The sequence below is a fragment of the Paenibacillus sp. OK060 genome (assembly GCF_900101205.1).
Taxonomy (GTDB): domain Bacteria; phylum Bacillota; class Bacilli; order Paenibacillales; family Paenibacillaceae; genus Paenibacillus; species Paenibacillus marchantiae.
On record NZ_FNFR01000006.1, the window covers coordinates 250,839 to 273,717 of the forward strand.

Annotated in this window: 22 protein-coding genes and 1 pseudogene; all 23 read right to left on the reverse strand. The window is 46.7% G+C overall.

Annotated elements, in window-relative coordinates; genetic code table 11:
• The 23 genes and pseudogenes from BLS14_RS22645 to BLS14_RS22755 all read right to left on the reverse strand — a co-directional run bounded on the left by BLS14_RS22645 (nt 1) and on the right by BLS14_RS22755 (nt 22,589).
• Nucleotides 1-1,092: a phosphotransferase enzyme family protein gene (locus tag BLS14_RS22645; RefSeq protein WP_176854700.1), complete on the reverse strand. Its 1,092-nt coding sequence runs from the start codon at nt 1,090-1,092 to the stop codon at nt 1-3.
• A gap of 227 nt (nt 1,093-1,319) precedes the next feature.
• Complete coding sequence (gene pstB, locus BLS14_RS22650; RefSeq protein ID WP_063566217.1) at nt 1,320-2,075, reverse strand: phosphate ABC transporter ATP-binding protein PstB; 756 nt, start codon at nt 2,073-2,075, stop codon at nt 1,320-1,322.
• A 12-nt stretch (nt 2,076-2,087) separates the two neighbouring features.
• Nucleotides 2,088-2,975 (reverse strand): phosphate ABC transporter permease PstA, encoded by an 888-nt coding sequence (pstA, locus tag BLS14_RS22655; protein ID WP_063566305.1) that lies wholly within the window; start codon nt 2,973-2,975, stop codon nt 2,088-2,090.
• Between the two features lie 2 nt (nt 2,976-2,977).
• Complete coding sequence (pstC, locus tag BLS14_RS22660) at nt 2,978-3,886, reverse strand: phosphate ABC transporter permease subunit PstC (RefSeq protein WP_090810399.1); 909 nt, start codon at nt 3,884-3,886, stop codon at nt 2,978-2,980.
• 142 nt (nt 3,887-4,028) lie between these two features.
• Nucleotides 4,029-4,952 (reverse strand): phosphate ABC transporter substrate-binding protein, encoded by a 924-nt coding sequence (locus BLS14_RS22665; protein ID WP_063566219.1) that lies wholly within the window; start codon nt 4,950-4,952, stop codon nt 4,029-4,031.
• Nucleotides 4,953-5,151: 199 nt separating this feature from the next.
• Complete coding sequence (locus BLS14_RS32720) at nt 5,152-5,358, reverse strand: hypothetical protein (protein WP_176854702.1); 207 nt, start codon at nt 5,356-5,358, stop codon at nt 5,152-5,154.
• Between the two features lie 140 nt (nt 5,359-5,498).
• The gene (locus BLS14_RS22670; RefSeq protein WP_090810194.1) at nt 5,499-6,791 is read right to left on the reverse strand and encodes an arsenic transporter; all 1,293 of its coding nucleotides are present in this window, start codon (nt 6,789-6,791) and stop codon (nt 5,499-5,501) included.
• 189 nt (nt 6,792-6,980) lie between these two features.
• Nucleotides 6,981-9,077: a methyl-accepting chemotaxis protein gene (locus tag BLS14_RS22675; protein WP_090954058.1), complete on the reverse strand. Its 2,097-nt coding sequence runs from the start codon at nt 9,075-9,077 to the stop codon at nt 6,981-6,983.
• Nucleotides 9,078-9,293: 216 nt separating this feature from the next.
• Nucleotides 9,294-10,337, reverse strand: coding sequence for an EAL domain-containing protein (locus tag BLS14_RS22680; protein ID WP_063566221.1), 1,044 nt, complete (start codon nt 10,335-10,337; stop codon nt 9,294-9,296).
• A 213-nt stretch (nt 10,338-10,550) separates the two neighbouring features.
• Entirely contained in the window at nt 10,551-12,809 is a 2,259-nt protein-coding gene (locus BLS14_RS22685) for a bifunctional 2',3'-cyclic-nucleotide 2'-phosphodiesterase/3'-nucleotidase (RefSeq protein ID WP_063566222.1), read from the reverse strand.
• Between the two features lie 478 nt (nt 12,810-13,287).
• Nucleotides 13,288-13,704, reverse strand: coding sequence for a pyridoxamine 5'-phosphate oxidase family protein (locus BLS14_RS22690; protein ID WP_063566223.1), 417 nt, complete (start codon nt 13,702-13,704; stop codon nt 13,288-13,290).
• Nucleotides 13,705-14,164: 460 nt separating this feature from the next.
• Complete coding sequence (locus tag BLS14_RS22695) at nt 14,165-14,623, reverse strand: NUDIX domain-containing protein (RefSeq protein ID WP_090954060.1); 459 nt, start codon at nt 14,621-14,623, stop codon at nt 14,165-14,167.
• A 63-nt stretch (nt 14,624-14,686) separates the two neighbouring features.
• A complete protein-coding gene (locus BLS14_RS22700) occupies nt 14,687-15,454 on the reverse strand; it encodes a LamB/YcsF family protein (RefSeq protein WP_090954062.1) in 768 nt (255 codons plus the stop codon).
• Complete coding sequence (locus tag BLS14_RS22705; RefSeq protein WP_090954065.1) at nt 15,451-16,479, reverse strand: 5-oxoprolinase subunit C family protein; 1,029 nt, start codon at nt 16,477-16,479, stop codon at nt 15,451-15,453. Before BLS14_RS22705 ends, BLS14_RS22700 begins: the two co-directional genes overlap by 4 nt.
• Nucleotides 16,476-17,186 (reverse strand): 5-oxoprolinase subunit PxpB, encoded by a 711-nt coding sequence (gene pxpB, locus BLS14_RS22710; protein ID WP_090954067.1) that lies wholly within the window; start codon nt 17,184-17,186, stop codon nt 16,476-16,478. The genes BLS14_RS22705 and pxpB overlap by 4 nt, the downstream gene beginning before the upstream one ends.
• Before the next feature lie 39 nt (nt 17,187-17,225).
• Entirely contained in the window at nt 17,226-18,056 is an 831-nt protein-coding gene (locus tag BLS14_RS22715; protein ID WP_090954069.1) for a DUF2785 domain-containing protein, read from the reverse strand.
• Between the two features lie 3 nt (nt 18,057-18,059).
• A complete protein-coding gene (locus BLS14_RS22720) occupies nt 18,060-18,650 on the reverse strand; it encodes a histidine phosphatase family protein (protein ID WP_090954071.1) in 591 nt (196 codons plus the stop codon).
• Nucleotides 18,647-19,237, reverse strand: coding sequence for a DUF1572 family protein (locus BLS14_RS22725; RefSeq protein ID WP_064642951.1), 591 nt, complete (start codon nt 19,235-19,237; stop codon nt 18,647-18,649). Before BLS14_RS22725 ends, BLS14_RS22720 begins: the two co-directional genes overlap by 4 nt.
• Nucleotides 19,238-19,270: 33 nt before the next feature.
• Nucleotides 19,271-19,600 carry a DUF952 domain-containing protein gene (locus BLS14_RS22730; RefSeq protein ID WP_063566229.1) on the reverse strand — a complete coding sequence of 110 codons (330 nt, stop codon included), beginning with the start codon at nt 19,598-19,600 and terminating at the stop codon, nt 19,271-19,273.
• A 51-nt stretch (nt 19,601-19,651) separates the two neighbouring features.
• Nucleotides 19,652-20,209, reverse strand: coding sequence for a GNAT family N-acetyltransferase (locus tag BLS14_RS22735; protein ID WP_090954074.1), 558 nt, complete (start codon nt 20,207-20,209; stop codon nt 19,652-19,654).
• An 18-nt stretch (nt 20,210-20,227) separates the two neighbouring features.
• Nucleotides 20,228-20,629 carry a ribosomal maturation YjgA family protein gene (locus tag BLS14_RS22740; RefSeq protein WP_090954076.1) on the reverse strand — a complete coding sequence of 134 codons (402 nt, stop codon included), beginning with the start codon at nt 20,627-20,629 and terminating at the stop codon, nt 20,228-20,230.
• 3 nt (nt 20,630-20,632) lie between these two features.
• Nucleotides 20,633-21,185 (reverse strand): annotated as a pseudogene (locus BLS14_RS22745) (GrpB family protein).
• 306 nt (nt 21,186-21,491) lie between these two features.
• Nucleotides 21,492-22,589, reverse strand: coding sequence for an Ig-like domain-containing protein (locus BLS14_RS22755; RefSeq protein ID WP_256336637.1), 1,098 nt, complete (start codon nt 22,587-22,589; stop codon nt 21,492-21,494).
• Nucleotides 22,590-22,879 lie beyond the last annotated feature (290 nt).

A 22,879-nucleotide genomic window follows, 5' to 3' on the forward strand; every position in this document is an offset into this window, starting at 1 on the left:
TTATAACTCATAGAAAATACTCTCGTTCTGCAGATATGGTCTACAAAATTTGCTGCATATAAGAGGCATCCGCTCTTTCATCCATTCGTACCTGGACTCATTCTCCATCTGAAATGCAAAATAGCCGAACGTAAAGATCAGCATGAATCCTTCCATTAACCGAATATCACGCTTCGTCAGTGGTCCTGTCTGCTCCGTATATCCCGATAGGAAGACATCCCGTTCCTCCCGATTGAAAATCGTAGCCGCACCTCCGGCATCAAAGAGATAGTAGCCATAACCGTATAAACAAAAATCAATCATAGATATACCCTGATCCGTCACTAGCAGATTACCGCGGGTAATATCTCCGTGTATCACTCCCCATGTCTCGGCATTCTGCGGATACGTTTCGAGTTGCCCGTTAATGTTCTCAAACGTCTCACGAATCAGATCGAAATCTTCAGGAGTAAAGATACCACGTCTAACGCCTTCCTCCAATTGCTCCAACATGACCAGATTCTCTTTGATCGAGCCATAGGCTGGTCTTACTCCCATTTGCTCTAAGGCAGGGCTATCGTTATATATATCTGAGATGATCGCCTTATCAGCGTGCTGTTCACGGTCATTCGTCTGCTGCCCGCTTTCAGACTTCAGTGAACCCACCTGAGGCTCAGGAGCTCCCGTTGGTCGTCGTCCATATTGGTGCAACGTCTGCAACTGTACGCCCAAATCATGAATCTGCGCTGTTGTCAGACGTTCTCCCTGCTTAATATCCCTGCCCTCAATCCATTCCAGAACAGTACAACAGATCTCTTCTCCTGCTTCGTCCAACCAGACGGTGACCCACTCATCCGATGTATTGCGTACAGGAGTCTGCACCCGCAATGGTCTGGTAGCCCGTAATTCATAAAGTAGATTCATCTCTGCTTCAAGTGCAGGTCGTGTATGCTGGATGCCCGTCATACTTGCAAAAGCGGCTTTATGTATACGCAATAGGTACTTCTCTCCGGTTGATTCATCAACCACCTGATACGTTAGATTTTCATTATGTCGGATAAAGGAAATTGCAGGCTTTTCTATGGAATAATGCGAGATAATTTCAGTTGCCATGGTGTCATGGGCAATCTTATGGGTAGTTATGATCCACATCTCCTTCTCTTATCAAATTAAAGGTGGTGCTCACAAATATCGTAGCATGATTGTTTTTATTTTGGCAAACTATTCCATATGTAGAATGATGTAAAAAAGCATAACCCCCGAACGACCTCGCCCGAGTGTTATGCTTCCTTCTATCTCTATAAATCTATCTCGATCTCATACTCCATCCAATTTAACAGTTAACCGAAACGTCCCATAATATATTCTTGAGTCAGACGATTGTCCGGGTTGGTGAAAATATGTTCCGTATCCCCGTGCTCAATCATGCTTCCCAGATAAAAATAAGCTGTATAATCCGAGATGCGTGCCGCCTGCTGCATATTATGGGTAACAATTACGATCCGCAGCTCCTTCTTGAGCTCCGAGATCAACTCCTCCACCTTACCCGTTGATACCGGGTCAAGCGCAGATGCCGGCTCATCGAGCAGCAAAATCTGCGGATCAACCGACAACGCGCGGGCGATACAGAGCCGCTGCTGTTGCCCACCCGAAAGGGCCAGGGCAGATTCATTTAGTCTGTCCTTCACTTCGTCCCAGAGCGCAGCGCGACGCAAGCTTTTTTCCACAATTTCATCCAATGCCTTCTTGTTCTTAATACCGCGGTAGCGGGGGCCAAACGCGATATTGTTGTAGATAGACTTGTGGAAAGGGTTCGGCTTCTGCCACACCATGCCAATCTTCTGACGAAGCTTGATTACATCTGTGCCCGGCTCATTCAGATCATTGCCATCCATCCAGATATGTCCCTCGGTGCGGGAACCGGCAATCTCGTCGTTCATTCGGTTGAGCGACCGCAGGAACGTGGATTTACCACAGCCGGATGGTCCAATGAGTGCCGTTACACTGGCTTCGGGAAAAGTCAGGCTGATCTGCTTAACTGCCTGAAAATGCCCATAATATATGCTTAACTGTTCCGTACCAAAAGGTATGGCCATGTTGGTTCCTCCTTATTTCGAAGCTGTCATGCGGCGGTAAACCACCCGACCGATCCAGCGTGCACTGAGATTGAACGCCAGTACGAGAAGTACAAGCACCGCTGAAGCGCCAGCTGCTACTTCTTTGGAATCCGGGCCAATGCCTTCACTGTTTACTTTCCAGATGTGCACAGCTAACGTCTCTGCCGGACGCAATGGATTGATCGGCGATCTTGGACTCGTTGGATTCCAGTCCGTGAAGTCCAGCGGTGGACTACTCATACCTGCTGTGAACATCAGGGCTGCTGCTTCACCGAAGATCCGGCCCGATGCCAGGATCGTACCCGTGATTAAGCTTGGCAATGCCACAGGCAGCAGAATGGAGGTGATAATTTTCCATTTGGACAATCCGAGTGCAAGACCCGCTTCCTTCTGCTCTTTCGGAACGGCCCGGAACGCTTGCTCCGTTGTCCGCACCATGAGTGGAAGATTGAATATAGCCAAGGCCATGGCACCCGATAATAAGGAGAATCCAAGACCAAATGTATTAACAATTAACAAGAGTCCGAACAAACCAATAACGATAGATGGGAACGAGGATAACACTTCGACAACGAGTCGAATAAAACTTGTGATCCGGCCCGGCTTGGCGTACTCAGCCATATAAATACCGCCGCCCCATCCGAGCGGAATCGTAATAATCAAGGTCAGAACAAGCAGGAATATTGAGTTGAATAATTGCGGTCCAATCCCGCCTCCACCTTTGAGCAGCTGTGGTGCACTGGTCAGGAAGTGCCAGTTAATCTGCCCAATCCCACGTACCAGAATGAAGCCAAGCAAACCGAGCAAGAGAACAACAATGAACAGCGCCAGAACAACGATAACGGATGTGGCAACTTTATCTACCGTTTTAGCCTTCATTTTCATACCCGGTTCCTCCTTTCAAGCAGGCGAACCAGAATGACGAAGACAAAGGTCATCACCAGCAGGACAAGCGCCATACTCCACAGTGCATTATTATGAACAGATCCCATCGTGGTGTTACCCATACTCAGGGTGATTACACTCGTTAACGTTGAAGCCGATTCGAGCAGTGATGTCGGTACATGTGGTGCATTCCCGATGACCATCTGTACGGCAAGAGCTTCACCAAATGCGCGTGCCATACCAAGTACAATCCCTGTCAGCAAAGCTGGAAGAACCGTCGGGATAATGACACGGTAGATCGTTTGCCAGCGTGTTGCCCCCAGTGCGTAGGACGATTCACGCAGACCTTTCGGCAGTGCAGACAGTGCATCTGCCATAATACTTGTTACGGTAGGCAAAATCATAACAGACAGAACCAAACATCCGGCTGCAATCCCGACGCCGGCTCCGCCAAACATGCTGCGCAATAAAGGAACGATAACACTGAGACCGATAAACCCGTACACAACGGAAGGAATACCGGACAGCAGCTCAATCGCAGGTTGCAATATCTTTTTACCTTTACCTGGTACAATCTCGGTCATGAAGAGCGCTGCACACAAGCTAAGTGGACTTGCAATCAGAGCTGCAAGTAATGTTGTTATGAATGAACCGGTAATGAACGGCAACGCTCCATAGGCAGCAGGTTCTCCCGTTGGATTCCACGTTTTTCCGGTTAAAAATTCGCGCATACTCACGCCATCCTGGAAAAAGGTCGACAAGCCTTTGGACGCTACAAAATAAACGATGGAAAACATGACAACGATCAGGAAAACGACACAAATCGACGTATAGATCCGTCCCGTCCACTCTTCCCAATAATGCTTCTCTCTCAAGGGCCGGCGCGGTTTCAACTTGTTGTTCATTACCGTTCCCCCTTCGGTCTGTTCCATAACAACCATCCTTCTATAGTAGAATTCATGCAAAATATGGGATTAATCCAGAGCAAACCGCGCAAAGAGGCAGGACCTGGGTCCGCCTCTCTCGCTGTATGCGCAAGTTCAAAGATTATTGAGTCACAGTGCCTGCTGCGTCACGTTTTACTTTCATGCCGGATACTGGGATGTAACCAAGCTCCGTCACGTCGTTTTGTTGAATTTCGTCACTCAGGATGTAGTCGAGGAATGCTTTTGTTGCTGCATCCGGGTCACCTTTGGTGTACATGTGCTCGTAAGCCCATACCGGATAAGTTCCTGCTTCTACGTTTTCAACCGTTGCTTCTACACCTTCGTATTTCAAAACTTGCAGGCTGTCATCCAGGTAGGACAGAGCCAAGTAACCAATTGCGCCCGGCGTTTCAGCTACGAGCTTTTTAACTGTACCAGAGGAATCTTCCTGAATAGAACCTTGGATATCTTCCACTTTTGTTCCCAGTGCAAAGTTCTCGAATGTTGCACGAGTACCGGAGCTGCTAGGACGGTTTACGATAACGATGGCTTGATCTTTACCGCCAACATCTTTCCAGTTTGTGATTTTACCAGAGAAAATGTCGATCAGTTGTTGCTTCGTCAAATCTTGTACACCTGCATCTTTGTTGCTTACTGGAGCGATGGCTACAACAGCCACTTGGTGATCTTTCAGTTCGCTTACTTTTGCTGCGTCATCGATTTTCTCTTCTGCAAATACGTCAGAGTTACCGATTGTAGCTTGTCCCTCGGATACTTGTGTCAAACCAGTACCACTACCGCCGCCTTGCACTTGTACCATCACGTTCTTATATTCATCAACTGCCATAAATTTTTGTCCAGCTTGCTCTACCAGAGGTTGCAGTGCTGTTGATCCAACAGCGAGAATGTTACCACTAAGTTCAGTAGCAGTTTCTCCTGTGGAATTATTGCTTCCCTCTGTACCAGCGTCATTTTTCGATCCGCATGCTGCGAGTACCAGTACGAACGTTAAGGTCATCAAAATGAACGGCAACTTTTTAAACATGTTTTGTTTTCCTCCCCCAAATTAGTGACGGCGATTTGCTTTTATTTTTGTTCACCATCAACTCTTTATTCATTGTAGTTGCGTTATGTCATCTCAAAATCAATGTTTTGTAAACGCAATGTTAAAAATGTTTACTGTGGATTGAAATACATCTGTGACAAATTGCGCTGAAGTGGCCGCTCCGGGAACGGACGTTGTTTCAATCGCTGTTATCCCCGGATTTATATGATTTACTTTTCTCAAGGAATACATCCGGGGATAAAGGCGAACGCTTCGCTTTTACACAATCGTTCCGTTCCCTGCGCTGTGTCAGCGCTGGTTGTGTCTCAGGCATTTTAATCCTCAGACTGGGGATGGCAAAAAAGAAGGCCAGCACTGTAGAAGGCTGGCCATTGTGTACATGCATAATGTAAAAAGAGAATTTGATTCTTCTATAGAAGAATCAAAAAAACTGCTTCATAGCTGGTAGGTAACACCAGCGTGTGAGAGCAGCTTTTTACAATAAGTTGGATCATATGATGATTGTTAATGTAAATTACGATTTTACTAACCCAGAATCCATAGCCATAACGCTAATCCGGCCAAGGTGATTAATAGTGTGGGAATGGTTAAGATGATGCCTGCCTTGAAATAATATCCCCATGTAATCTTTACACCTTTGCGGGACAGCACATGCAGCCACAGTAATGTGGCAAGTGAACCGATTGGCGTCATTTTGGGACCCAAGTCGGAACCGATCACATTGGCATAGATCAGCGCCTCACGCACAATACCTTCGGTGTGTGCACCCTGAATCGCCAATGCGTTAATTAACACGGTGGGCAGATTGTTCATTACGGATGACAATATCGCTGCGATCATGCCCATCCCCACTGAGGCAGCTAACAGACCATGGTCTGCGATGGCATCTAGCCAACGGCTCAAGTGATCGGTTAAACCGGCATTACGCAACCCATACACCACGATATACATGCCCACCGAGAACACGACAATGGACCATGGTGCTTCTTTAATCACGCGTTTCAGGTCCACAGCTTCGCTCTTTCTTGCCAATATGGCGAACAAAAGAGCTACGGCGCCGACGATAACCGATACGGGAATCGGCAAAAACTCACTGGAGGCATAGGCCACGAGCAGCAGCACCAGCATGAACCAGGCGATGCGGAACATCCGCGGATCACGAATAGCTTCCCGTGGATCACGTGCTGCAGAAATATCGTAGCGAAGCGGGATGCTTTTGCGATAAAACAAGAACAGCATCCCGGTACTCGCCACGATGGAAAAGAGATTAGGCACAATCATCCGCACCGCATATTCCACAAATGTAATACCGAAATAATCCGCAGATACGATATTCACCAGGTTGCTGACGACCAGCGGCAACGACGTTGTATCCGCGATAAATCCACTAGCCATAACAAAGGCAAGTACCATGCGCTCATCGAACTTCAATGCACGTACCATCGCGAGCACAATCGGGGTGAGGATTAGCGCTGCACCATCATTGGCGAAGAGCGCCGACACCGCCGCGCCGAGCAAAATGGAATAGATAAAGAGCCTACGTCCATTTCCTCCTGCCAACCTTGCCATATGAAGAGCGGCCCATTCGAAGAAACCTGTCTCATCGAGTATTAATGAAATCATGATAATGCCGACAAAAGCGAGCGTTGCATTCCATACAATGGATGCCACATCAGATGCATCGTTCAGACTGACGACACCACACATCAATGCTAGCAGAGCCCCACCCATGGCGGACCAACCAATACCTAATCCGCGTGGTTGCCAGATAACCAATGTGATGGTCAGGACAAAAATCAGAATTGCTACAAATGTCATAAAGCCTCCTGCGCCGCTGTATTCATCATGTTTTGGAGCATGATATGAGAATGGCCTGCCAGATATGATTACACTGCAATTATTGCGGATAAACCAGACGCTATAGTTATACAGGGCTGCAGGAGAAATGTCTATCTTTATTTCCTTCTAATTTCTATAGAAACTGAGATAAAAGATATCGCCTAATGGTCAGGACTTGTCCCCATCCTTCGGCGTGTCCTCCACCATTTTGAACATACCCAACAATCCTTGTAGTTGCTCCGCCATACTGTTCAGATGTGCTGAAGACGAAGCGATCTCCTCCACAGATGCCAGCTGTTCCTGTGAAGATGCCGAGACGGATTCCGTATTCGCAGCAGATTCTTGGGTCACAATCGAAATATCGTTCATTGCTTTGGCAACGTGGGAAGCACCATTCTCCAATTGCTTCGTTGTTTCGGACAAATCATCCAACGTATGAACAGCATCCTCTACAGCTTCCCGAATCTGTGCAAAGGATTGTCCGGACGTATTCACGGCCTGAATTCCGTCTCCAACCCGAGTCTGAGCTGCATTCATAGCGTTCAGGGCAGCATCCATATCCTGACGGATATTATGAACGAGTTGACCAATCTGCGCAGCCGAGCTTCCCGATTCCTCTGCGAGCTTCCGTACCTCTCCCGCTACAACTGCGAAGCCACGGCCAGCATCTCCCGCTCTTGCCGCTTCAATGGAAGCATTCAGAGCCAGCAGATTGGTCTGTTTCGAAATTGTGGCAATCACATCTACCATACTGCCGATCTCAACAGAGCGTACATTCAGTGACTGAACCACCGTCGCCAGCTGTTCCACCGTTTCTTGAATGCTATTCATCTGCTCTACTGCCTGACCTGCAGCCTCATTACCTGAATAAGCCGCTCCAAATGTATGCCGCATATTCGTTGTAATGGATTGTACTCGCTCAGACATCATGCGAACATCTTCCGCCATTTGGCTCATTTGTCCCGATCCATCCGTTACACTCTTCACTTGCTGCTCGGCACCCTCGGCAAGTTCCTGAATTGCCATCGTTGAATGCTCAATAGCTTTGGTTGTTTGATCCGCACTAGCGGACAATTCCTGTGAGGAGGCAGATACCTGCTCTGCCGTTTCCTGCACACCCAGAATCATCATGCGCAGATTGTCGACCATCCGTTCAAAGTACTTCGCCAGATCGCCTACCTCATCTTTGCGTCCTGTGTCCAATTTTACCGTCAGGTCGCCTTTACTTACGGATCTGGCGGATTCCTGCAGACGTTTAATCGGACGCAGCATCGAACGTGTAAACCAGATAATGAAGATCAGAGTAAGTAATGTGGCAGCCAGGATAACGATGAGTGTAGCCATCCGAATGTCTTTACTTGCATTGGATACTTCACTTTTGAACATTGTACCGCCAATTTTCCATCCAGTTTTCTCATTCGTAGAGAAAATCATGGTTTTGGGATCATCATTATAGATATAGCTGAACTCGCCTTCCTTGCTCTCGAACATTGGATCCAGCGTTGTTGTTTGTTCTTGTGTACCAGCTTCCACGACTGGGGATACGACATAATTTTTGTCTGCATCCAAGATAACGACATACCCTTCCTTGCCAACCTTAATGGAAGCCTGCTCACGCAGTTCGGTCAAATCCATGGACAAACCAATAACACCCGATTGATCATCAAGCGTTTTGGAGACAAAAACAACTGCAATGCCATCCGTGTTCTTGGATACAGGTGAAACTACTGGAGTACCTGGCTTCTCCATTGCAAGTTTGTACCATTCTCGTTCCCGGGGATCATAAGGTGACCCTTGTGAACTTCCCGCAGATTCCTTGCCACGGACCATGACTCCCTCTTTAGTCCCCACAAAGATATTTAAAGCATCCGGATGCAGTCCAAGATACTGTTTCAATTTCAGCTCAAGCTCAGGGCTTTCATTTTGTCCTTTAATCATGTCAGTTACAATCAAACTAGCAAAATAATTGATATCATGAACCTTCGCATCCACATGTGTCCCAATGATTGAATTCGTTGTGTCTACACTTTGTTTGGCACTGTCCATCAGTTGGTCTTCCACCGTATGATCAGCGATAATCAGCGTAACGATCCCAATGGTTAGACTCGGCAAGAGCAGAACCGCCAGGAAGGATACCAATAATTTGTTCCTTATGCTCCAGACGAAGCCTTTTTTCTTTTTGTTTTTCTTTTTCGGTTTATTATCTTTTGGCTTGGCTGGCTTGATTGCTGCCTTAACTTGCTCATTCCCCCGAATGTTCCCCATTTTACTTCTCCCCCTCCAAATATAAATCTGCCCTTTTTCTTTTTTATGTAAGACCTCTCCAACCTAATTAAATAAGTTGTCACATAGACGCCCATCTAATCTAAAGGCCTATCCTATATATCGGTTGGATGAGCGTATTTATAAATTTACATAGCACGACAAACAAGCCACTCCGATCATGCGAAGTGACTTGTTGGTACATCCGTATTTTATTGTTTATGCAGATGTTTTTCCGTAGGGACCTTGTGGCGGATATGCGGTTGGTTTACCAAAATAATACCCTTGTGCCAAATCAATACCCACGGATCGACAGAAATCAAATTCCTCGATTCGTTCAATGCCTTCGGCAAGTACCCGCCCCTCAAATCGACGCGACATCTCAACAATATTGATAATTTGCTGCTGTTTGTTCAAATCATGATCACAATGATCAATGAGGCTCCGATCTATTTTGACAAAATCCGGCTTCAGCCGATTCATTACTTCGATCGTCGAGAATCCGGCCCCCACGTCATCCAAGGCAACCGACATTCCATGAGAACGATACACCTCAAAAATATGCTGCAAGATGGACATATGCTGAATCTGTTCCGTTTCCACCACTTCAAACACAAAATCCTTAGGGTCTAGCGAAAGGCGTTCAATCGTCTCAAATGTGTGCGTCAGGCAGTATTCGGGGTTATAGATGGAGGAAGGCAGGAAATTCACAAAACGTTTGACACCATGCGGTAAAAGAACGGCACTCGTCTCGATGGCAGCAACACGGGCTGTCCGATCCAGAAAAGAATGCAATCCGGTATCCCTTGCAACTTCAAATAATTCATATGCACTGAAGGGTCTACCCTGTTCAGCAGGACGAAGTAAAAATTCAAATCCGATAATCTGCTCCGATGCATCTACGATTGGCTGCATATGACTGCTGAATTGATGTTCCAGAATAACAGAAACCAGATCAGCATGTTTGAGGCGAGCTTCCTGCATGGAGAGACTGATCCAGCTATCAGCATCGGCCTGGCCATACAGTGGAGTGACCTGAACCGTTAACATATCTGGCAGGGTCGCTTCAATCTTGAGAATATCCTCAATACAACGTTGTACAGATTCAAGATTCAAAAAATGCATCCAGATGAGTTCATCCGAATGTTCGATATGTCTTCCCTGCTTTTGCAGTGCTTCCAGCAAAGCGGGGGAGATGGGACGCATATACAGGGTACCTTGATCCTCTATAGGATGAATTGGACTGCAGCCACTGCAATTCATGTAGAACCCCCTTGCCAGTTTGTGATTCTATCTCATTAATGTTTACTGGTATATACCCAAAGTTTGTAAATATTATAGCATGGGTCTTGAAATTTATCTCTACTGTTTTGATGACTTCAACTATGACGGTTACTGATGAGTTAACGAATCAGCATAGCATGAAAAAGACCGACAGTCTGATGACTGTCGGTCTTCATTTACCGCTAATTAATCTTAAGAAGCGGGAATTACAATTTTCTGTCCAACTTTAAGATTGTGCACATTTGTAATTTTATTTACGGAAACCAGCTTGCGCCAGTCCACACCATATTTCAAGCCGATGCGGTAGAGGTTATCTCCTTTTTTCACCACATGAACCACTTTGCCGCCTGCTGGTTTCTCAGGTTGTGGCTTGGTTGTAGGTTTAGTTGGAGTTGGGTCTGGCTTCGTAGGCGTTGGAGCAGGTTCCACACCTGTTTCTGGAGTCGTTGTTGCTTCTCCTGTCAATTTCAAGCCATACTCAGCAAAACCGTCTTTGTTTGTCCCAATGAAGGACATCGCCGGGTTCGCTTCAACCAATGCTTTGGCATCTGGGGAAGACGCGAACACCACTTCAAGATCGTTAAGTGCAGCTGCTGTTACACCTGCAGAAGGCTTAATTGGCGCAAGCGACCAGTTGCCATCTGCTGCCGGGTTAATCGTTTTGTTCTCACGGATGTAATCAATGATCACTTGACGGTTCTCATCCGGTGCAGCCAAGACGATACGTTTACCGTCTGGGTTAGCCAGTTTGGACGAAGAAGCACGATAGTTATTCGTTGCCACGATGAATTTTTGTGCTGGATCAACCGGTTTACCATTGAAGCTCAGGTCTTTAATCCGGTTGGCAGATGCATTTACAATCGTTGCTTTGCCATCGTATTTCGCTGGTTGTGTTACATCAATTTGGTACGTAACACCATCGATAACGTCGAAGTTATACGTTGGGAAGTCCATATTGACCAATTGTTGCTGTCCACCTTTTGCCGGATCGATCTGGTTAAATTGGCCAGCAGACCATTCCAACCATTCTTTCAGCTCAGCGCCATTCACCAATACGGCATGTACCGTATTTGGATACACGTACAAGTCAGCTACGTTTTTAATCGCAATGGTGCCTTTAGGGATATTCGTGTAATACGATGCGCCTGAACGTCCGCCTGCTTTGAACGGAGCGCCTGCAGACAATACAGGAATATCTTCGTATTCTGTTCCTTGCATATGTTTTTCAACATACCATTTCTGTGCATTGGTAACGATCTGAATGGATGGATCATCCTGAACCAGTGCAAAGAAGCTGTTGATTGGAGCTGTCGTTTCGCCGACTGGACCACGCACATACTCAAGCGTACCTTCATGTTCGTCATGAACAGCATCAACGATCTCTTGATCAGCATCTACCAGAGCCTTTTTGTTGGCTGTGTCATAGATTGGGCGTGCCTCCACTTTGGAGTCTGCCACTTTCCATTTGCCGTCTACCAGTTCCAGATCCAGATCGATAATTCCAAGGTGGTCACCCCAGAAGCCTGGCTCTACAGCAGGAACGCCATTGATTGTACCTTTTTCAAGGTCTACACCTTTTTTACCGGCAAAATCAGCGCTCGGGAATACTTTGTGGGCATGTCCGAACAGAATGGCATTAATGCCTTCAACCTGGCTCAGATACAATACTGAGTTTTCCATCAGATCCGTTTGCGGAATATCTTCAAAACCGGAGTGAGGAATAGCTACAATAATGTCGGCACCTTCAGCCTTCATTTTAGGAATGAATTTTTTCGCAGTAGCGATAATGTCTTTGGCAATGACTTTGCCTTCCAGATTAGCGCTGTCCCACTGCATGACTTGTGGTGGTACAAATCCGATGACACCCACCTTGATGGTGTGCTCTTTGCCACTCTCATCGGTAACTTTTTTGTCTAAAATTTTATACGGGGTAAAATAGTTCTTGTCATTCGTCTCATCGTCGTCACCGTCATCTACATATACGTTGGCATTGATGTAAGGGAAGTTCGCACCTTCCAGCGTCATGTCAAGGAAATCCAAACCATAGTTAAACTCATGGTTACCGATGTTTCCTGCATCATAATCGAGCAGGTTCATCGCTTTATATACAGGGTGAGTCTCACCCTTTTTGAGTGGATCAATCTTCGCTACATAATCCCCGAGCGGGTTACCCTGGATCAGGTCACCGTTGTCGAACAGCAAGCTGTTCTTTGCTTCGTCACGGGCTTTTTTGATCAGCGTAGCTGTCTTCGCCAGACCATACTGGTCTGTCTCTTTGTCGGAATAGTAGTCATAGTTAATCAGGTTGTCGTGAATGTCCGTTGTTTCCATGATCCGCAATTTAACCTTGGTAGCGTCCGCAGCCGATACAGGTACCGGAAATACCGCAAGCACGTTTAATGCAACCAAAGCGGCAGTCAGGCTTGATAATACTTTTTTACTCTTTCTCAAAATAACCCCTCCCGGTTATGTACATTGAATCATGCATTAGTGAGCAAACGAATAAGCGCAGAAATGCGAAAGATCTCATGGGTTGTGCGTACTGATTTTCTGATCGTATGGTTCAGAATTCCAGGTTAGTTTATCTCACATGAACATCTATTCATATCTGTGCGTACCGTTTACATTCCAAATCATAACGCAATGTTCAGTCATTGAAAAGCATTATTTTTTACGTTATCCGCACATACCTACCCCAGTTTACAATAACATGCGTGATTTCGACATCTTTTGCATGTTTTTGGATGAAAATAGTTTACTCACGCTGTTAAAAACGTATATTACATGTGGCTTACATCTATATCCATATTAGCTGAATCGACCCATATCAAAAAACCGTGAAGCCTTCTGGCGTTCACGGTTTGCTATATCTTTTCCAAATAATCGGCACGGCCTTCCACTTAGAAAAGGTGATTTTCAATATCTAAAATTATTGCTCCCACACCTGATGCTCATGATCTTTGCCGATGTATTCAATCCGTTTTGGGGTAATGTCCAGAATGACATAATTGGGATCGTTCGGGCCGTCAAACCAAGCTTTTAGTTCATCATTCCATACCTGTTCGCGTAAACCTTCATTTTTCGTCACTTCGCATGTTCCTTCAATCTCAACCACTTCCTTGGAGCCGCCCGCTTCATATCCTAGCAAAAGGCTGACGTTTGGATTATTCTCCAGCTCCTCTACCTTGTGCGTACGGCGGTTTGTCGCCAGATGAATGTTCATTCCATCGTTGAAAAGCGCCATATAGCGGGATTTCGGTTTACCGTTCTCCACCGTGGAGAAGCTGCAAAAAGGGTTGTTTTCCAATGCTTTTACAATGTTTTGTTCCAATTCAGTCTGGTTCATGGGACATGCTCCTTTCGATTTGGGGGAATATTTGAAGAACGTTGTAGGCGGCCGTTACGGGTACGGATCGTTCTTTCGATCGCTGTTGTCTCGCAGACGATTTACACTGACACTACGAAGACAGAACAACCTTCCAATCGCTGTTATCCCCAGATTTTTTTGACTCCCTTTTCTCAAGGGAAAATCCGGTGATAAAGGCGAACGCTTCGCTTCTACAGAATCGATTCCGTCTCCTTCACTACGTCTACTGTTCTTTCAAATTGAGGAGTGGGTAAGCTAAAGTTCAAATCAAAACCTGTCGACGCCTCAACTTTGCAGGTTTTGTTTCCTTAGGTTTTTTATCCACTCCGCTGCCGTGTATAAGTACAGTCAGCTTACGTTAGGTGTAATAAGCCTGTACTTATAGTGTACCCACCTCATCTATGGTGAATCCATGAACCCGTTCGTAAACGTGACAGTTTTAATTCAAATCTCCAAGATAAATGCGTGATGAATTCTTATTCTGGAGCAACTCACCAATTGTTTTCGGATATAGGCGAACCTTGGACAGCTCTTCAAGCGGAATCCATTCTACGGCTACCTGATGGTCGTCTGGGCTGGAGCCTTCAAAGATTGTAGCTTTCGCATCAATCAATCTGCATTCAAAATAAAATTCAACCTGGTGGACATCGGCATCCCACTCGGCAAATTCATGGTTTTTTCCGATATACTCCCGGATATGCAGCAATTCTCCCACGTCCACCGCCTGTCCAATCTCCTCCAGACATTCACGAGCAACGGCATCCTTGAGTTCTTCGCCTTTCTCCTGTCCTCCGCCGGGGAAAACATAAGCGTCACCATATTGATCCTCCAACCGGATCACCAGCAAACGTCCATCCTGTACAATGACAGCCTTTGCCGAATTACGTATCGGTTTCATGCTCTAATCTCACTCCTTACAAACTCGTATAGTTCGACCTCTGGCCCTCGGTTACCTTAGCAATCATCTAGTAACTCCAGGTGCAGAAAGGTTAATTCCATCAGATTCAAGCAACGTACGTATCTCTTGAGCAAATGCAAGGGCATGAGCTCCGTCGCCGTGGATGCAAATTGTCTCTGCCTTTATGGATACAGGTGTACCTTCCGTCGACACAACGATTCCCTCTTTCACCATGCGCAGCACTTGAACAAGAGCTTGTTCGGTCTGCTGAATGACAGCCCCGGGCTGACTGCGTGGGGTTAGAGTCCCATCCGATCCGTAGGTTCGATCCGCAAAAACTTCACTGACACTGCGCAGTCCAATGCGATCCGCTGCCTGTATCAGCGCACTTCCGGCCAGGCCATAGAGGTACAGTTCCGGTTGCACCTTATAAAGCGCCTCGGCGATTCCCTCAGCGAGTTGATTATCTTCAGCAGCCATGTTATACAAGGCTCCATGAGGCTTCACATGATGCATACGCCCCCCGTATGAACGGACAAAAGCATCCAGCGCACCAATCTGATACACAACCATGTCATAGGCTTCCCGTGGTGTAATATCCATACGTCTTCTGCCAAAACCCTGCAAATCCGGCAGACCGGGATGGGCGCCGATGGCAACCTGATGCTCTAATGCTTGCTGTACGGTTTGCCGCATCGTTGCCGGGTCACCCGCATGAAATCCACAAGCGATGTTGGCTGAAGTGATTAGCGGCAGAATCGACTCATCCGACGCCATCCGGTACACCCCGTAACTTTCGCCAAGGTCACAGTTGATATCCACCGTGTTCATTGATGGTCCCCCATTTCTGCCAATCTCCTGCGAATCAGCTGATCGGTTAGTCGCCACTCCAACTCCTGTTCCAGGAATAGCTGCTGTGCTTCTTCATATGTAATCCGTTCAAAAGTAACCCGCTCCCCTGGCTTTGCCTGTGCCAGTATCGGTAAATCTACTCGTGCCACCTGTGCGATCACAGGATAGCCCCCGATAGTCTGATGATCGGCCATCAATATGATGGGCTGACCATTTGCTGGCACCTGAACTGTACCATAGGTGACGGCTTCGGACAGCCGATCCATCGGTTGAACGAGTTCTAGCTTTGCACCCTCCAATCGATAACCCATCCGATCCGATTGAGGAGAGATTACATATCGTTCTTTATGGAATCGTTCCAGACTATCTTCATTAAACTCTGCACTGTCTTTGCCCGGCATGACACGAATAACAGGTTCAGCATGGTAGGCGGGCCATTCCCTGCTGGACAAATACCAGGCAGGTGCATGCATCCGCCAGTTATTTTTTTCAGCTTCTACAATCAATCCATGCAACGCCGCTTGCGCTTCACGAGAAGCTTCCCCCACAGACAACCTGTCTCCCACCTTCAAGGCACGTCCTTTAAACCCACCAAAACCTGTCTTGAGATCCGTGCTTCTACTGCCCATGATCTCAGGTACCACGATTCCACCAGCAATCGCCATATAAGACCGCAAACCGGAACGGCATCGTCCAAATCTCAGCACACTTCCAGCAAGCAACACGACCGGACGCCATAATGGAACAGACAGATCATCCACAGTTGCTGTCATATCGGCACCACATAAAGAGATCAGCCGATTTTCATGGAATCGAAGCTCCGGTCCCGTCATCGTCATCTCCAGCACAGCTGCATCGCGGGAATTCCCAACCAATGCATTGGCTGCTATGGCCGCAAAGGTATCCATAACCCCGCCCGGATGAATTCCATACCGGCGAAATCCCATTCTCCCTTCGTCCTGAACGGTGGATAACAAACCTGGGCGAATGACTTCAATACTCATCGCTCGCCCTCCTTTTGTTCAAGATACTCCTGAAGAGATATCGATGCAAAACGAACCCGATCCCCTGCTGCCAGCAGGCTTGGTAGATTTTCCAGCGGACGAAATAGCGCCAGCGGTGTACGGCCGATACATTGCCATCCGCCGGGAGTCGTCACCGGATAAACTCCCGTTTGTTTGCCACCAATGCCCACCGTTCCCGCCTCAACTCGAAGCCGAGGTGTAGGTCGTCTGGGCGTAGCGATCTTCTCCGATAATCCGCCCAAATAAGGAAAACCCGGCGCGAATCCGATCATGTGAACCAGGTATTCTCCGGATGTGTGAATAGCTATGACTTCATCTGGCGTAAGCCCATGTTCAGTAGCGACATATTCCAGATCAGGACCCAGTTCACCACCATAACATACGGGAATAATGATCGTTCTGGGTTCAGCCAGCGTTGCCTCTTCCATCTTGTTCAATTTATGAAGCAGCATTCTGCATATCTCGTGGTACGGGGAGATCAACGGATTATAGAAAAACGTAACTGATGCAAACGAAGGTAACCACTCCAAGATGCCCGGTAGTTGGCTCTTTTCCAGCAAAGTACATACCGACATCACCCTCCGGTGCACCGCTTCGGATATCGTGTCCCCACAACGGATCATAACTCCTGTTTCGCCCAGAGGAGACAGCACATCCTCAGTCCATGAATACGACAGTTCAGTCATACTATCACCCTCCTTCTACACAAGTTTATAGTCCCTTGATCATTTTTTCTCCAAAGCCTGCAAAATAAGTGAACGAACAGCGGGAAAGGGCTCTGCTTCTTCTGTCCGTATGGCAAGATAGAGCGTCTGCAGAAAAACGCGTACATTCAAGCTCATCTGGCTGATCTCCAGAAGCGATTTCCCCTCCTTCTTATCGTTTGGATTCAGTGAATCGATCCAAGACGAAATATCGTTTTGCTCCAGCAGATTGCGGCGAAGGATGGTGACCACTGCATGAGCAATCCGTTGATCCTCATCATGGATGTAGACTACACTTGATTCGGTAATTTTCACAGTGAGCGCATGCAAAAGCTCCCGCAAGGCGGCCCGCTCCATATAAGGCGACTGTGCAAGATCTTCAACCGCATCTGCCGCGTGTGCCGGGGCGTGCGCCCAGCCCTTATCATCGGTATAGCCACGAACATCTTTTTCACGCTCCAGATACGTGGTCAACCGATGATGAATAACCTCTATATCTTCCTTTTTCAGAAAAGGCCGCTGACGATCTACACTCAGAATTGGAGGCAGGAGCAGCACAGAGAAGGTTCGGGTAAACACACTGTCCGTGCCTTGTTCTCCATTACCATGAAAAAGATGCTGATCATCCAGCGCCATATGTAACAGCTGACTGAGCTGTTCTTCCGAAAATACACCCTGTCCAATCCAGGTCGCAAACGTAACATAGATCAATTCATCCCGCAGAACCGGGTCTGGACTGCCAATATGCTGCATCATATGCAGAGCCAATTCGTAAGGATGTTCCACTTCATGTGCGGATAGGTTAGCCGACTGAATCTGCCGCAATTTCTGTTTTAATGCCAGAGCATCCATCGATCACAACTCCTTGGAGGAATTCAGATGCACGCTGCAATTGTATAGCTCCCATTGCCAAGAATTCGTTTCCCAAGAAATCCGGGTAATCGACGTGTTGGACAGCTTTGCGCTCACATCAAGTTCAGGCACCAGACCTCGCAGTGTATTACGGAGAATAGCGCCATGGCTGACAACGATCACTCTTCCATTGGGATGCTGTCGTACAATATCTTCTATCGCGGCACTGCCCCGAATCGTACCTGCATCTGCAAGTTCCCGGCCTAAATCCAGAGTGTTCCAATCCGCTCCCCATTGGGCAACTCGTTCAGCTTCGGTCGTACCCTCCACCTGCCCACCGCCCATTTCACGCAACCTCGGGTCCAAATGAATCTCCTGTATTCCTAAACGGTCGCCAACGATGCGAGCCGTCTCACTTGCACGCTCCAGGTCACTCGCATAGATGGCATCCCACGTTTCCTCACTCAGTCTCGCAGCAAGCAATAGTGCCTGTTCTCTTCCTTCCTGATCCAGTGGATTATCCGTTTGTCCCTGTGAACGTTTTTCCTTATTCCATGCCGTGCTTCCATGGCGAATCAATGCGATCTGTGTCATTGCTGTTCCTCACCTTTACCTTTTTCTATGCGTAATTCATCATCTGTAAAATGTTTTCGTGCCTTCGGCTTGGCAAATTTGCCACCATTATATTGACTAGAACCGTTTCTCGGAATGGAAAGACTGTTCCATGTGGTTTCTTTGAGCATTTTGGCTGCATAAATAATCTGCCCCACATGATAGGGGTAATGCGCCAATTGCCGGATAATTGCTTCCATGACGGTATGTCCTTCATTGCGGATATATATAATATGAGACAGTTGCTCCGGTGTAAAAGAACGAATGGCTCCAAGTAGACAGTTCCAGCCTTCCTCCCATTTGGCGAGCAGCTCTTCCCGAGTCGAAATATCATTCACAAATTCCGCATCACGTTCACGCCATGGCTTTTCTCCATCGGTTGTCAGTACATCCGTCCAACGGGACAGCATATTGCCCCATAGATGCTTCACAATAACTGCAATACTGTTGGCATCTTCATTCCAGGATTGAAATAGTTGCTCAGATTCCAGTTGCTCCATGGCCTTTTCACCAAGCTGTTTGTAATACAAAAATTGCTTCTCGGCTGTATCCAGAAATACCTGATTCATATCCACACGTTCACAACCCTTCGCAAAATGTCTTTATTCAGGAAAAGAAAACGTCCCGTCCTCATTCGGTTCAAAGGAAATGACTTTCCGTACAGCATCCAAATTAAGTTCACCATAAATATGTGGAAATAGTTCATTCAACTCATACAGGTCCTCATACACCAGTTCCGGCTTCAAGGCCCTCTCATCAATACCAATCAATAACAAATCCGTACGTCCTTGATAAAATTGAGCCGCTACCCATGGAATCTGTTCTTTAGTGGAACAATGAATGAAACCGTCCGTCTCCAGGCTATCCGGTGCATACACGCTCTGCTTGGATACCTGCTCCCATACCGCTTGGGAAATAATACTGTAGATCATTGTTCCGCCTCCTTCAATTTCTTCTATGTATCCTGTACGTCATTGGAAGTATTATAGATCATCCCGGATACGGGAGTACAATTTTTGATCTGTAAACACACCTTTGATCTTCAACTGTTTACGCAGCAAACCTTCATAAGACATGCCCAGCTTCTCCATCACTCGTGCAGAGCCGATGTTGCCTGCATTGCATGTCCCCTCCAGCCGATTGCAGTCCAATTCCTGAAAACAATATTCAACAATCGGCTGCATCGCTTCTGCTGCGAGGCCTTTGCCCCAACAACTGCTGGCAATCGCGTACCCCAGTTCAGCACTTTGCATGGATTCATTCAGATGAAAAATGCCACCTCGCCCGATCAGCTTCCCCGTTTCCTTCAGAATAAAGGCCCATATATAGACCGTTTTCTTCTCATAATTATCTAACACTCTTTGAATATATTGAACGGAGTCATCCAACGTCTCATGACAGTTCCACAAACTTTGCTGACTCACTTTCGGATCGGAGGCAAACATAAAATAATCATCGAGGTCGTTGAGCGTAAGACGTCTCAGTACCAACCGATCTGTCTCAAATTCGGGTGATTCCGTAAAAAGCTTCTCTACATTCACTTAAGTCCCTCCCCATTATCAAGCCTTCTTATTTCTCAGGAAATAACGATCCATCCCATACACACACAGAATGCCAACAGCATACCTCAGCAGATCCATCACCAGAAATCCACGTCCCAAAATAAGCGCACCCAGCACCGTGGAACGCACTTCGTTCAACCAAGATATCTGAATCATTTGCGAACATTCAACGGCCCAGCTAAAAATCAGGCTCACGATCAGCGCCAACTCCCTGCTGCGATTAATCCAAATCATGCGTACCCCACAATAGATCATCGCTGCCCACAAGGCATCACCGAAATGCTCATGCACAAAATCCGGTAAAAGTTCACCATAGTGTCTGGATGCCAACCCTGCCGCCATGGTTATGATCACACCGATGAAATAAATCAGCCTCTCTTTGAAAAATGCCTTCATCATCGATCAAATGCCTTCATCAAGCACTTGTAAAATAAATTCCGTTTTGGCAGCGGTATACGCTTCCCTGTCGTCCTTATTCTCATCAGCAAGTTTAGCTTTCAAAGCTGCGTAAACCTCTACCAGATCCGGACGCTGTCTCAGCACATCCCGGAACTGGATTTGACGATCCCAACGTTCCTGGCCTGGGCGCATCAGATGAAGATGTACAGCCCTCTTGCCATCCTTCACTCTGACCCAGAAACGTCTATATTCCCGACCATCCAGTTCAGGTGGAACGTAGTTCCAGCCTACCGGATTCAGCTGATCGGCAATCATGTCCATGTCCTCCCATGACTGCACCTCTCCCATCAAATCAATAATGGGCTTGGCGGGCAATCCTGGAATCGACGTGCTTCCGATATGTTCAAATCGATGAATATTGAGTTGCTGTAATAGTTCTCGGAGCTGGCGAATCTCTTCCTGAGCCTGTAGGCTCCACATAGGATTGGCCCTCAACAATCTCTACCGATTCTGTCGCCCATGCAGGCCAATTTTCCGGTTGCAGATGATCTGTCATTCAGATGCTCCCTCCTTTGCAGGACTGAATTTCAATCGGTATTGTTCCAGGTACTTCGTATGGGATCGTTTCTTCGCGTCCTCAACTGTGGCAATCATCCCAAGTGTCAGTATCGAAAGTAGGGTCAGAAGAAGATACTTCATGTAAGCCAATCCAATGAGATTGGTATCTGAGCTTATAATTGAAGAATTCAGTTTCATCACATCCAATTTTTTTATACTTAAAAGGGGCGTATGTCTACGCCCCATCTGTTTCTGTTCACGATGATGAATTTATTTCATTTGATATACTTCATTCGTTGAAACTTTATTTTACCGTCACCGGTATAGTAACTTTTTTATTGCCCCACTTGGCGGTGATGGATGTTTTGCCTTTACCTACGGCCACAATCTTGCCGCCCGTTACTGTGGCTACACTTGGTTTGGTGCTGCTCCATACGGCACTGCTCGTTACAATCGTGGTTTTGCCTGTATCATACTGCGCCATCACACTCAGTGTTGTACTTGCCTGTGGCGATAAAATGAGTGTTTTCTGGCCTGTGATCAGCTTTTTGAGCAAAGGAACAACGGTAACCTCTGCCTTTATTGTCTGATTTTGATAAGTCCCTGTCAAGGTGGCTTGTCCTTCGGTAAGTGTTTTGACTGTACCATTTTTTACGATGGCTACATTATTGTTGGAAGAGGTCCACGTTACCTGTTTCGAAAGATTAATCGTTTTCCCATTGGCATATGTACCGATAACCTTCAACGCTTTCGATTTCTTAATATTCAGCTGCATGACAGCAGGAGTTACTTCGACTTTGGTAATCTCGTCCGTGATCGCTACGGGAACTTTAACCGTCTCTGAGCCATATTTGCCTTGTAACAGAACTCTGCCAGGCGTGATTCCTTTGATTTTACCACTCTCCAGCACAGCGGAAGCACTCGATACCGTCCATACAATCTCAGATGTGACGTCTTCTTCCTTACCGTTTGCACGCACAATGCTTACTTTGGGCAGCGTACTTTCACTACCTTTGACAAAATTATAGGAACTTGGCGAAGCTTTGATGCTTTTAATTTTATCCTGAACCTTAACAAGCAATTGCGCTTTGGCGCCATCTACCTGTGCGTATATCGTCGCTTCTCCCGCTGCCACAGCCTTCACTTTGCCTTTAATAATGGTGGCAACAGCTTCGTTACTCGTGGACCATGTGACGCCTCCAGTAACATCCTGCTTATTATCAAACCCTTCAATAACCGCCATTACCTGAAGCGTAGTTGTCTCGGATACACTCATCTGTTGCGGACTACTGTTGGTAATCTCGATAGATGTCACGTCACCTGTGGCTGCTAGGGCAAACGAAGGAGCCAGTAATACCAATACTAAAATAAAGGCCAAGCTGCCTCGTATTGCTAATTTCATTCCATTCATTGCAATCTTCATCTCCTGTAATCCAATATTTTACTTCTATTATATTATATCGGAAACTCATTACATAAAAGTGAATATCCCAAATAAGTAGAGGCATTCTTCAAGTCACTAGGAAGTGACTGAAAAATGCCTCTTTATTCAGAAGAAGAACGGGATTGTAACAGGCTACAATCCTATATAAATTAAACTATTCATTTACACAGAAACGGAGAGGACAGAAAAAACCTGGAAAAGCGAAGCGTTCGCCTTTGTCACCGGATTTTCCCCTTGAGAAAAGGAAA